The organism is Sphingobium xenophagum NBRC 107872, assembly GCF_000367345.1.
Classification (GTDB): Bacteria; Pseudomonadota; Alphaproteobacteria; order Sphingomonadales; family Sphingomonadaceae; genus Sphingobium; species Sphingobium xenophagum.
Genome location: NZ_BARE01000076.1, coordinates 1 through 11778 on the forward strand (window position 1 = coordinate 1; position 11778 = coordinate 11778).

The 11778-nt window shown below is 61.1% G+C and carries 15 protein-coding genes and 2 pseudogenes; 12 read left to right on the top strand and 5 right to left on the bottom strand.

Translation table 11 applies throughout. From position 1 onward, the window contains the following. Nucleotides 1-367, top strand: a pseudogene (locus SX1_RS20715) (hypothetical protein); the annotation flags it as partial. Between the two features lie 141 nt (nt 368-508). Beyond that, nucleotides 509-1426 carry a hypothetical protein gene (locus SX1_RS20720; protein ID WP_019054626.1) on the top strand — a complete coding sequence of 306 codons (918 nt, stop codon included), beginning with the start codon at nt 509-511 and terminating at the stop codon, nt 1424-1426. Nucleotides 1427-1593: 167 nt separating this feature from the next. Here the strand turns inward: SX1_RS20720 and SX1_RS20725 are convergent, their stop codons facing one another. The 3 genes from SX1_RS20725 to SX1_RS20735 all read right to left on the bottom strand — a co-directional run bounded on the left by SX1_RS20725 (nt 1594) and on the right by SX1_RS20735 (nt 4300). Then, nucleotides 1594-2589 (bottom strand): hypothetical protein, encoded by a 996-nt coding sequence (locus SX1_RS20725; RefSeq protein WP_026150008.1) that lies wholly within the window; start codon nt 2587-2589, stop codon nt 1594-1596. A 203-nt stretch (nt 2590-2792) separates the two neighbouring features. Beyond that, a complete protein-coding gene (locus tag SX1_RS20730) occupies nt 2793-3038 on the bottom strand; it encodes a hypothetical protein (RefSeq protein ID WP_019054628.1) in 246 nt (81 codons plus the stop codon). Between the two features lie 92 nt (nt 3039-3130). Continuing rightward, on the bottom strand, nt 3131-4300 hold the full coding sequence (locus SX1_RS20735) for a tyrosine-type recombinase/integrase (protein WP_019054629.1): 1170 nt from the start codon (nt 4298-4300) through the stop codon (nt 3131-3133). A 57-nt stretch (nt 4301-4357) separates the two neighbouring features. Here SX1_RS20735 and SX1_RS24585 point away from each other — a divergent pair, with 57 nt between their 5' ends. The 5 genes from SX1_RS24585 (at nt 4358) to SX1_RS20760 (ending at nt 7472) form a co-directional block, all read left to right on the top strand. Beyond that, nucleotides 4358-4528, top strand: a complete 171-nt coding sequence (locus SX1_RS24585) for a hypothetical protein (RefSeq protein WP_019054630.1) — start codon at nt 4358-4360, stop codon at nt 4526-4528. A gap of 6 nt (nt 4529-4534) precedes the next feature. Beyond that, nucleotides 4535-5269, top strand: a complete 735-nt coding sequence (locus SX1_RS20745; protein WP_019054631.1) for a hypothetical protein — start codon at nt 4535-4537, stop codon at nt 5267-5269. A gap of 292 nt (nt 5270-5561) precedes the next feature. Then, nucleotides 5562-5825, top strand: a complete 264-nt coding sequence (locus tag SX1_RS20750) for a hypothetical protein (RefSeq protein WP_019054632.1) — start codon at nt 5562-5564, stop codon at nt 5823-5825. Nucleotides 5826-5876: 51 nt separating this feature from the next. Continuing rightward, nucleotides 5877-6530, top strand: a complete 654-nt coding sequence (locus tag SX1_RS20755; RefSeq protein WP_235219113.1) for a nucleotidyl transferase AbiEii/AbiGii toxin family protein — start codon at nt 5877-5879, stop codon at nt 6528-6530. Between the two features lie 45 nt (nt 6531-6575). After that, entirely contained in the window at nt 6576-7472 is an 897-nt protein-coding gene (locus SX1_RS20760; protein ID WP_019054634.1) for an abortive infection family protein, read from the top strand. Here the strand turns inward: SX1_RS20760 and SX1_RS20765 are convergent. Next, nucleotides 7469-8077 (bottom strand): hypothetical protein, encoded by a 609-nt coding sequence (locus SX1_RS20765; protein WP_019054635.1) that lies wholly within the window; start codon nt 8075-8077, stop codon nt 7469-7471. The genes SX1_RS20760 and SX1_RS20765 overlap by 4 nt on opposite strands. A 140-nt stretch (nt 8078-8217) precedes the next feature. On the opposite strand from SX1_RS20765, the gene SX1_RS20770 reads away from it, so the two are divergent. The 5 genes from SX1_RS20770 (at nt 8218) to SX1_RS20790 (ending at nt 11305) form a co-directional block, all read left to right on the top strand. Continuing rightward, the gene (locus tag SX1_RS20770) at nt 8218-8541 is read left to right on the top strand and encodes an AtpZ/AtpI family protein (protein ID WP_019054636.1); all 324 of its coding nucleotides are present in this window, start codon (nt 8218-8220) and stop codon (nt 8539-8541) included. An 85-nt stretch (nt 8542-8626) separates the two neighbouring features. Next, nucleotides 8627-8833: a hypothetical protein gene (locus SX1_RS20775; RefSeq protein ID WP_019054637.1), complete on the top strand. Its 207-nt coding sequence runs from the start codon at nt 8627-8629 to the stop codon at nt 8831-8833. Nucleotides 8834-8841: 8 nt separating this feature from the next. Then, entirely contained in the window at nt 8842-9972 is a 1131-nt protein-coding gene (locus SX1_RS20780) for a DUF3800 domain-containing protein (RefSeq protein ID WP_019054638.1), read from the top strand. A gap of 71 nt (nt 9973-10043) precedes the next feature. Next, a complete protein-coding gene (locus SX1_RS20785; RefSeq protein WP_019054639.1) occupies nt 10044-10319 on the top strand; it encodes an HU family DNA-binding protein in 276 nt (91 codons plus the stop codon). A gap of 77 nt (nt 10320-10396) precedes the next feature. Then, complete coding sequence (locus SX1_RS20790) at nt 10397-11305, top strand: hypothetical protein (RefSeq protein ID WP_019054640.1); 909 nt, start codon at nt 10397-10399, stop codon at nt 11303-11305. A gap of 31 nt (nt 11306-11336) precedes the next feature. On the opposite strand, the pseudogene SX1_RS23215 reads toward SX1_RS20790, so the two are convergent. Continuing rightward, nucleotides 11337-11778 (bottom strand): annotated as a pseudogene (locus tag SX1_RS23215) (nucleotidyl transferase AbiEii/AbiGii toxin family protein); the annotation flags it as partial.

Below are 11778 nucleotides of genomic sequence, written 5' to 3' on the forward strand. Positions count from 1 at the left end.
AGCCGTCACCGTCGAAAACGGGGTCACGCGCAAGCGCATTTCCAGCTTCCTCACCATCGAAACCGCGGATGCGAACGCGGTCGTGCAGCTCTTCGATCCGGCATCAGGCCGGCACATCATCTCGGTCTATGTCTCAAAAAACGACCGCATTCGCGTTCCGGTCCCGCAAGGCACCTTCAGGATGCGGCTGATCGAGGGCCAGAAATGGCATGGCCCGGCGCACTTTTTCGGATCGAACACATCCTATGAGACGGTTGCGGAGCTCATGAGCTTCGAGCCGCGGACCGGGCATATCATCGACCTGCATCGCCGGCCCGATGGCAATCTCAAGACGCGCATCATGCTTACCCGGCCTGAGAGCCTCTGATGGAGGCAGCAGAAGCCATACCCGTGTGTCGGGCATCCTTGTTCCGCTCCTGCCGCAGGCGCGACGAGATGGCCGGACTCCGCGAGGCGGGCCTTGCCCGAGGCATTCAAAAATTGTCGGCGCCCTTCAGGAGAAACAGAAATGACCAGACAACCACGCGCCTATGACGCACTGGCCGCCCATCTGGCTCCGGACGATCCGGGCGAGGGGGAGCGCCAGATCGACACGGCGATCCTCACCCTGCAACGCGCGCGCTATGGCCCGCTGAATCGCAGCCGCGCGCTATTCTGGCTTGGCCAGCTCCTGCTTGGGCTCAGCACGGTCATTCTGGGAGCGCGTTTTCTCTGCTGGTTCGAACCACAACTTTGGCAGACCTTCTTTGGGGTTCTTGCCGGCGCCGTTCCGACCGTGGTCGCCAAGGTCGTGTTCGTCGGCGCCTTCCTCCACTTCGTTTATCATTGCACCTTTGGGGCAGTGACGGATTACGGTCCGGCACCCACGCCGCCAGAACCGATTTACGAGTGGCTGGCCGCTCAAGGCAAATCGAACCTGACCTACTGGCACGAAATCTACTGGCCGTACCGCAAGCGTCAGGCGAACCGGAAAGAGATTCTGGGCTTTGTCATCTGGCGAAAGACGCCGTGTCCGCCGGACCGGTATCCGCCAACGCCGGTGCCGGTCGGGGCCGCGCCGGAGCCGGAGAACCCCCACATGGTGTATCTTGACAGCCCGCAGGGGCGTGCGGATCGGGAGGCCTTTCTGGTGACGTTCGAGCATCGGATGGATGACTGGTGGCGGCTCTCATTCAGGCTGACCCTCGCCGTGCTGATCATGCTGTTGGTCGTCATCTACCTCCCCGTCTATCCGGCGACACAGGCGGGCGATCTGATCCGCACCGGCGTGATGACGGCTTTCATTGCGGGGTGCATATTGGCGTTCTTCGGTTTCGGCAGAGTGCCGATGCGCTGGCTCCCTTACCCCGTCCGGCGCTACTGGTTTCGGGGGCTTCCACCCGAGGCAGCGCAATTTCGGGATCATATGATCGCGCGTTCGAACTGATTGCGTGGGCCGCGGCAGGAACAAGGTGCTGGCCACGAACAATGCCAGCCTGTTGAAACGCGCCATCGACGCCAAGTCGCGCGCGAAATTACTGTCTATCATTCATCCAATGAGGAGGGTCTACGACCGCCACGCAGGTACGGTGGCCCAGGAGCCGCAACTGGCATTTAGCCGGCTGTGCTGATGCTGTCCACGAAGTGCTGCTGTATGCTGGTTTCCCAAGGATCATCTTCTCTCGGGACAACGGCCTCAGACCATCCTTTGGGAAGCCGGTTCAGGGCTTTCAGCGCCCCAAGCGCGCGGGCCACGCGCTTGGGGCCGCCGGCACCGGTCATGTTTTTGATGGCCGTGCTCACGCGCTGGCTGCGCGCATGATGGCTCTGCTCTTTCGGATCGATGTCAGCCAGCACGCTACAGAAATCTCCCTCTTCGATTTTCAGTTGCGATAGTGCCCAGGACAGGATGCCCTCAAAGAAGTTCGCCTCCAGCTCGTGCCGCATTCGGACCTCGAGCGCGGCAATGTGTCTCTGCCCAGGGAGAAGATAGGCTGGAAGTCCCTTATTGCCGCTATCTTCCGGACGGGGCTTCCATCGACAGACAATCGTGTCTTCCCAGATCGGCCTGACGAACCAGGACAAGGTTCCGATGAGATTCTTGAGCAATGCCACGAGAGCTTCGCACTCAATGTCCAGAAGGAGCCGCTCCCTTGGCGACAGTTCCTCTGCTCGGTCCACGCGGTGCATCAGGCCGGCGAAATCCTCGATGAAATAGAGTTCATTGTCCGGCCGTTGCATAACCTGCGGGCCCAGGATCGGTGAACGGATCCAGTCCGTATCATCGTCCCCCTCGAAATCGAATCTGGCGATATTGCTATCGAAATCGCAACCGAATGGCTGCCATCGAACCGACAGATTCCCCGAGCGCAGGACGAGCGCATATACGCCGACGCGAGCCCTATCACGGTGAAGTTTCCGCAAATTCCAGTAAGGCATGCTGTGGGCCAGTGCCAAAGCCTGGGCAGAGGGTCCCGTCAGACATGCCTCGATCACCGGCGGTATATTCCAATCCCCCTTCACTCCAAGTTGGACGCGTTTCGCACAATAGAGGGCTGCGCAAGTACCGGCGGATTGTGCGTGGACCAAACCGTCATCGAGCGTGAACATTCCTTCCTCTATCCTTCGTCCGTTCGCTTCAGGCTGGGTTCGACACCGGGACCGTCTCAATCGCCGCCGCAAGACAGGCCCAGACCCGTTCTAGGTCATGTGATGGTCCTGTCAGGTATCCACTTGCCGCAACATGTGGCGCTGCGCTTCGGACGAGCCGTTCATTCGCTCTCGAGATCTTCGCCCCGCTTTTGGCGGGCGCGCTACACCTCATACCCGTGACCCGCGAGAAGTCGAGCCATGCCGGCACCTTCCCAGCTTCCGGGCCGGCGAATGACCATCGCCGCATCCTGCGCCAGCATCGTTAGAAGGTCCGCGGCACTCTCAAGTGGTCCATGAGTCGTTGCGCCATTTCGTGCTTGATCTGCATCGACACAACGCCGCGTAAGTTCGGCCAGGTTCGCCGAATCCTCTTTGCTCAATTCGATCGTGATGGTCGGCAAACTCATTCTCCTCGATTTCTTCGGAAACCGTCCTCGTCGGAGTCTCCAACAATATGAGAGTCTTTGCAAATCCGGCCTGGAAAGGCAGGGCTGGCAGCTCATTTACGGACCCGCGACAAGACGCGTGCGGCAACATTGCTGCGCACGGCGAGCTTGCGGCCATAGCGCAATGCGGTTGTTGGCGAACTCCAGCGCAGGGCCTGCGCGATGCCAGCGCCATCCTCTCCCGCCGCGAAGAGATCCTGGGTAAGGCCGACGCGCAGCGAATGTGTGGACAAGGCCTGGATCGCGTCGTCCAGCTTGCCAACAGCCAGCGTAACCAGTCCCTTGTCATAGGCCGTGAGCGCCACACGGCGGTAGATGCCGTTGACGCCCTGCCGGGTTAGAGATGTCGTTCCGATGGAATAGGTCGTTCGTGCGAGCGCAGTTTCCGGTACGGTTTCCCGTGCGCGACGTCGATCGACCCCGACCCTGCGGAACAGCGGGCCTTCTTCGATGCCGCTTGCAACCAGCCATGCGCCGACGCGCCGCATCGTCTCCGCGGAAAGCCATGCCCAGGCGCCTTCCTGTTCCTGGTCGGTCTTGGAGTAAGGGATGAAAAGCGTCGCCGAGCCATCCTCCTGTGGATCGATTTGTCTTGCCTCCACCATGGTGAGTTCGCTGACCCGCAGGCCGGCATCATAGCCGAGCGAAAGCAGGGCGGCATCCCGCAGCCCTTGCAAATCGCCGCCACAGGCATCGAGCAGCGCGGCAAGGGTAAAACCTTTGGCGGCATGAGGATCGAGTGCCTTGCCCAGCCGCAAGGGCGCTGCCTGGCGCTGGAGGGCACCTTTGCGCCTGCGGACGGCCTTGAGCGCTGCCCGCACCATCGGCGCGTCGGTGGGCGCGGCATCGCCCGTCAGTCCCATCATGCGGTGGACCGAACCGAGACTCGCGATACGTCGCGCGAGGGTCGCGGGCTTTTTCCCCCTGGCATCGAGCGCATTCACATAGCGCACCACATCTTCGGGATCGGCGGGCAGTGGTTTTCGGCTTTCCTCGCCGCACCAGTCACGCCAGCAATCGAGATCGGCGGCAATCGCCGCCTTGGTCGCGTCGGCCATGGCCGAAAGCGTCGTCTCGAGCCCGAGCTGGCTGATCGGCGGCAGATCTGTGGGAACGATGCCGCCGATCGTGCGGAGCAACCGCATATCGACCGTTTCGGCGTCCGCGTTCCGCGACCGCATCGGCAGTGCGGCGTCCTCGGTTCTGACGACGATGATTTCCATATCGGAGGATCTTGTGGAACTCTCAGCCATTGCTCGCTATATGTCATTCTGGAGGACATGATGCAGCTTAACTCGGCACAAGCCTTGAAACTGGGCCGCGAGGTCCATGAAACCTTCGGGAGCTGGAGGAAAGCGCGTGAGGCGGCCGTCCAGCGCAACGGCGTCTATGTCATCGACCGCGAGAAGATTCGCGCCGCCAGGGCCGAGAAGACCGCCGAAACGGCCTAAGCTGGCATGACCTTCGGATATGCGCTGCTCGGCGCGCTCGTTCTGCTGCTTCCGGGCTTCGCTGGTTATTTCGGACTTCGGATCGGGGAAGCGCGCGATTTTGTCTCGCCGCGACCGGATCGGCCGAACTCCAATCTCACTATCTTCCTGGTTGTGGCGCTGGCGCTGGGCGCGCATGTCTTCGGCGCTGGCATCTTCGCGCTCAACGAACTGATCGCGGCCTGGAAGCCACTCATCAGGCTGTCCTACGAACCCAACCCTTATAAGGCGCTGCTCAGCGGCCATGCGCCACAGGGGCTGTCCTCGCTTGCGATCGAACTGGAACTGCTGTTTTTCCTCGGACTGGCGGTGCTGATGGGCTGGATCTGTGAAACGATTGCCCGGACATCGCCGATTACGGCGAGGGCCGATCCGTTGCGCTTCGGATGGCTGTTGCCGATCGTCCAGAAGGTCGAGGCTGGCGGCCATGTCGCCGTCGGTTATGTGCGGACGACCAGCGGCCATGACGGAGCCTGGATCGCCTATGAAGGAAGCGTGCGTCGGCTGACGCTCGACGAGGATGACGGGATTCGCATGGTCGTGCTCGAGCAATGCGACCGCTTCCTGGTCCAGATGAAGGACGGGAAGATCGAGCGCGTTGATATGGAGAGCGCGCCGATCGCCATGATGCACCTGGCCGCCGACCAGATCGCGGATTTCGCGGTCGAACTGTTCGAGGTTCCTGAGTCCGACGCCGAGTGACGCCAGCCGCTCGGTCGCCTGCGGCATAATGCGCGGCACATTTGTGCCGCGTGATTGCTGCAATTTCTTCATCTGCGGAACTTGCCCCTTCCCTGCCGGTTTCGCGCTCCTATACTTACCATAATCTCCCATTATGGTAAGTGGGAAAATCGCGCGGGGAGGGCGGATTCAAGCCGGAAATCTGACGCCTACATTCACCCAGCTACTCGTCAGATTGCCCCGTTCTTGTTTTGATAACGCCCCAGAGCTATATAGACGGAGTGATCGATGGGATCATGGTACAGGTTGTGAGATGGCAAAGGCTGCAAGCTTGGTGTTGGCGACGGTGAACGCTCCTTATGGGGCGAACCTCTCCGCGCATCAACTCGCCGCGCTGATCACCGACCCCAAGAGCGCGAGCGACTTCAACGCGCCCGTGTTCTCCTTTTTCTCGGAAGTGAGCCCGGCTCTGCAGTTGCAGTTCGTCCAGGAAATGGGTGTCGATGCCGATAAGGTCTGCGCGGTCGCAGACCAGTTTTCCAACCTGTCGGGCTACGCGCTCCCGCTGGCAGCGTAACGTATGGTCGAGCGGGGCCCGAGCCAGTGGCCAGTCCTGTTCGACCTCGCGATGGAAATCTTCGGCCATTTAGAGAAAACCGTAGGCTTTGCGCCTTCGTGGAGCTTTGGCGGCGGGACCGCTCTCATGCTCCAGATCGACCATCGCGAAAGCCACGACATCGACATCTTTCTCGATGATCCGCAAATCCTACCCTTCCTCAATCCGCAGATCCAAGATTTCGCCATGACCCGCCGACCGGACGAATATAAGACCGACGGGACGCAGGCGCTCAAACTGGCCTTTGACGAACTCGGCGAGATCGACTTCATCTGCTCTTCCGCCATCCTCGATATCGCCAGCGAGCGTCACGATGTGCGAGGGCAGATCGTCGACCTGGAGACACCGGCCGAAATCGCAGCCAAGAAGGTCTATTTCCGGGGCTGGAACTTGCAGCCACGCGACATGTTCGACTTGGCAGCAATCGCCGAGCATCATGGAGACGACTATCTCGTCTCAGCGTTGCGCGAATGCGGCCGCGAGCGATGCCAAAAGGCGCTAGACGTCGTAGAAAAGGTCAACCCGAAGGCCGTCGAAACAGTCATCGGTCAACTCCTGTACCGCGACAGATACAGCCATCTGGTCACGGCAGCCCAAGCAATTACGCATCGAATTCTGACGGAATCACTCTCGGACAAGGCTGAGCATGTGGGTAGTGAAGATTGAAGGCTGCCCGAAGCTCGCGTCCTTCTCTCTCGCGGCAGACAAGCCATGAGCGGCAAATTCTCTGCCTTTGTCATCAAGGCGCTGGTCGACACGATCACGGGCGGCGCCGGCAATGATAACAGCCCGGCGATCGGAATCTATCGGTCGGGCCCGAAGATCGAACAATTCTTCCTCGATTGCGGCCTCGACATGCGTATCGGCGCGAGCTCTCGCGTACCCGCGACGACGGATTTCCTGCGCCAGGCAGCCAATCACTATGACGGCCAGGGCGATGTCTACATCACGCGGATCATTGAGAAGGTCTGCGATCCGCGCGAATATCTGACGGAGCCCGATAAGGCGACCGCGGTTCGCGAGCATCTCAACAAGGCGCTCGCAGCGGACGAGCTGGCGGTGGTCATCGTCGGCGGCAAGGCCGTGCTGACCAGACGCCAGAGCTCCGGGACGATCGTCGAACCCTTCATCCAGAAAGTCGAAACACTGGACTTCGACACGGTGCAGATGGAGATAGCGCGCGCCCTCCCCAATCTTCAGGATGACCCCGAAGATGCGGTAACCGCCGCGTGCTCGCTCATCGAGGCTGTCTGCAGATCCATCCTCATCGAGCTCGGGTTGCCGCTGCCGCCCCGCAAGGATATCGACGGCCTTATCCGCGCCGTCCAGGAGCCGCTGAACCTGTCGCCGGGGCGCAGCGACCTGCCCGCCGAAGTGGAAGCAGACGTCCGCCAGATCCTGAGCGGCCTGACATCGGTTGCAAAAGGCATCGGTGCGCTGCGAACGCATGGTGGTGACGCTCACGGGCGTGAAAAGGGCTTCCGGAGGATCGACCCGCGCATCGCACGTCTCGCGATCAACGCCGCCAGTTCGCTGGCCCTGTTCCTGATCGAGACCTGGGAGCGCCAAGAAAAGCGCGCTCTGCCGCAGCACGCACCGGGGATTTAGCCTGAGGCGCGCGCTGCCTCTGCCCGGGGCTGCCCATGCGCGCCGCGGACATAGGGTTGCCGCCGGTGCTCGCTAATGGCGATGCTTGGGTGAAGCGCGGCTCGGACCGCGTCGGTCACGGTGTAGACCGCATGACGCTGGGCGCCGCGGTTTTCATGATCGACGAAGAACCCCTGGTAGTGCCGCGTGATCAGCCCGGCCCTCACCAGCTCCGACACCGCCCGGCTGATTGCCGTCATGCCGGTTTCGCGGACACGCTCACTGACTTCCGCCTCGACCAGGCGGTCGGCCTCGGCCGGATCACCTGGAAACTCTCCCCGGCCGACGAGCGCAGCTCGAACCTTGTCGGCGGTCGCGCGGCGCTGATGATGACGCGCGCCGCTGGGTGCGATCGTCGCGGCCAGCCATTCGCGGATCGGCACAAGCGCTTCGCCTTCGCGAACGAGCGGTCCCGCCTGCCCGTTGGCCCGCGCAACCCGCGCGATCAGATCAAGCACCATGAAGGTATAGCGCGGCCGCGCGGAGTGCTCGGCGATGATGCGTACGATATCGGGCATGCCCGTCGTTCGCTGGGGCGTCGCCGCGAAGAGGTCCTGCTGGATCATGGAACGAATCAAGCACAAAGCTGGACTCTTGTGAATCCCCCAAAATGCTCATGGAGACGCGAGACGGCACTTTTGCCATCCGTGTCACTTCACCCCTCCTCATCATTTTTCTCGTCTTCACACCATGCTAGACCCGCCCCATGAGCAAAGATGAATCAGACCCCGATCTTATCGGAGAGGATCCCCGATTGGATGGCCTGAAGGATCGCCTCGAGGCGGCGCATTCGGCCGAAGAGGAACGAACCCGCCCTGCCTCTACAGGTGCCGATGCCAGCTATAGCCTCGGCAATCGCGTGCTGGCGGAACTACTCGGCGGCGTTGCCGGCGGTGCCTTGCTTGGCTGGATCATCGACAGGTTTGCCGGCACCGGTCCCTGGGGCCTGCTCATCGTGATGGCCCTCGGCATCGTCGTGGCCTTCGTCAACATCATCCGCATATCCAACCGCAAGCCAGACGGATCGTAACGTTTGCCATCTACGTCACTTTACCCGGCGTGAGGTAAAGTGACACAGTTGGCACTAAGGCAATGGCAAACTGTCGGAGACCAGCGTGGCTGATTTCAGTCTCAAACATTACGAGCTGCGCACGACGGATGAATATCGTGCGGCTAGCCGGGCGACCTGCATCGATCGCATTCTCGCGCACCGGCAGATGGCGCGCCGCTATGCCGAAAAGGCTCGAAAGGTGCGCGAGGCAGGCGGAGCCGCGCGGTTTCGCGCACGCGCCATTTCAGGCCTCAGGATCGCGAAACGCTGACATTGCGGATGACGGAGAGCAAACAGGGAATTGATATCGAAGATCTGCGCGGGCTCGACATTCACCTTCACGGGCTGGATCGCGCCGACGCGCCTTATACGCTCTATTATGACGAGACGAACAACATCCGCCGTTTGCACGTCACGGCCGATGGGTTGAACGTCGATAATCCGGGATGCTTTGTCCTCGCCGGCGTTGCCCATAGCGGTCCTCGCAAACCCATCGACATCGCCCCTCTACGCGCGGCTCTCAAACTACAGCCCACCACCAAGGAGATGAAGCTCGCGCACATCGGCAAGGGCGACTTTCTCGACCTGCTGGGCTCACGGCGTCTGGGGGACCTCCTCGACTGGATCGCGGCCAACGGGCTATTCCTCCACTACCAGTGCCTGGACGTAATCTACTGGTCGCTCGTCGACATTGTAGACGCCGCACTTATCGCGGGCGATCGTGAAGAACTGATGCTGGTCGCACCGGCTCTCAAGGATATGCTCAACCTTGCCCTGCGCCGGGACCTCGAGGCGACCACGGACCTGTTCCGGCTCTTCAACTATCCCGCGCTCGATCCTCGCGATGGCCCGCAATTCTATCATGTCGTGCTGCAGATGGTCGAAGAGGAAGCAGATCACCTTCATCCCTTTTATGGGAGGCTTCTTGCCCAGGCTCTCGAGGACGCCATTCAGGGTGAGAGCTTTCCGTTCATCGAAGGTGACGATGAGGATCGGCATATCCTGATCGAGGGGTTCGACATCTTCTTCCGCCACAGGATCGCACTGCTGCGCAACTCGACGCATGTTCTCGACCTCGAGGAAGTCGTCCGCCGCCAGTTGCTGGCCGATCCCCTCATGCGTGACGGCGTGCCAGTCGACAGCTTCAGGTTCGTGGACTCGCAGGACGAACCGCTGATCCAGGTCAGCGACGTCGTCGCGGGTCTGTTGGGCAAGTTCTTCTCCTATGTCGTCAGCACCGAAATCGACGTCGTTCGAGCTGATCGCGCGGCGCTCAGCGACCTTCAGACTGAAAATCTGGCAAAGCTCGCACGTCTGTTTGATCAGGCGACCGATGAAAACGAAGCATTCGCCCATCGTGTGATGAGCCTGTCGGACACCCACAAGGCAGACATTTTCATGCAGACGTAGCACACCGATGGCGCAGGTCGGTCCAGGCGGCTATGCAGTGAGCAATTTCAACTGAAATGAGGACTATCCGAATGAACAATAGTGAGCTTGCTGAAACCCTCGCCGGCCAGACGGGCACGACCAAGGCGGATGCCCGCAAGGCGGTCGATCTCGTTTTCGCGGCGATCGCGGATGCGGCGGCCAAGGGCGAGGAAGTAAGCCTCAACGGCTTCGGAAAATTCAAGGTGAAAGACGTGCCTGCCCGCGAAGGCCGCAACCCGGCCAATGGCGAGACCATCAAGATCGCCGCTTCCCGGAAACTTACCTTCACTGTGGCGAAAGCCGTCAAGGACAAGCTCAACGGCTAGTCGAGATTGACGCCTCGAGCCCCCTGAGGACCGAGGCGTCGCCCCCTTCCCTGCCTTGATGGTCGCCCCGGCACGAAATGAGCGATAACGACGAACTGACTGCGCTCATTCGCGAAACATTCTCGCGCATCTGGCCAAGTAGCGATCCCGACATCGCGAACTATCTGACGCCAATGGTCGCGAGGTTCGCGCGGTCGGATTGCCGCGACCGCCATTTCCTTGTCGAGTTCCAGCGCGGCGATCTCGGCAAGCTGGCGAGCCGGATCTGGGAAGCGATGCTCTATGGCCGCTTTCAGGACCTCGGCTGGAACATGGCCAGCGAGGACAAGGGGCCAGACTTCCTGATCGATGATCAGGTCTATATCGAAGCGGTCGCCGCGCAGCCGGGCGACGCCGCCAAGGGCGGCTTGCCGCAGGAGTGGCAGGATGGCGGCGCCAACGGCGCCGGTATGGTTCCCACCGATCAGATGCTCCTGCGCTGGACGTCTGTCATCAAAGCCAAGCGTGATGGTTATCTCAAATGTCTGGAGCAGGAGGCAGTCGATCCGAAACTCCCGTTCGTGATCGCGGTGAACACCTGCCGGCTTGGCGGCGATACCCTCGGCATTGGCGGCGTCCCGCTCGCGGCTATGGCTGTACTTCCCTTCGGCAGCCCGCAGGCCCATGTCGACGTGCAGACAGGTCAGCCGCTCGGTGGCTGGCAGCTCTCATGGCAAGACACCGTGCTCAAGGCCAACGGCGAAGAGATTCCCACCGACAACTTCCTCCAGGAGGACTATCGCTGCGTCAGCGCAATCGTCGGCTGCTCCGGTTTCTATGCCTTTCCCGATGACCGCGACAAATTCTGTGGCCAACCGCCATATTACGTCATTCACAATCCACTCGCCGCCAATCCCCTCCCCCGGCCTTGGCTCCCCGGCGCGATTGAATACGCCGTCACTGCCCATGACACGCACCGCCTTCAATTGGACCAACTGCCGGCCTAGCTGCGCCCTGTTCACGACCGAGATGGATTGGTTACGAAAGCGCCGCTTCCAGCGCTGCCAGACCGGCCTGATGCCTCTTGGGCTGCGCGTCTCTGAACCTAAGGATATTCATCAATTTGAACTGCGGCGCTGGAAGCTCACGGACAGCGGGCAGCGGGAAGCTTTCCCACTCCGGATCCCCAGCTTCGAAGCTCCTGAGAAACTGTCGATCGTCGGCATCGAGCGAGGCATGAATCGTCTGCACAAGGCGATCGAGCGTTTCGACATGATCCTCATAGGTGAATGGCTCGAAGGGCATTCCTTCGAACTGAGCCTTGAACGTAGCGCTTTGATCCTTTCGGCTCGGGCTGACCAGCTCAGCGACCGGGCGCCCGTGGCTTACCAGCGCTCCGACGAAGCCGTGACGAACCTCGTCGACCAGCCCTTCTGCGTCCAGCAGGCGCTTCACGTCGAACAGATCGCGCGGATGGGCT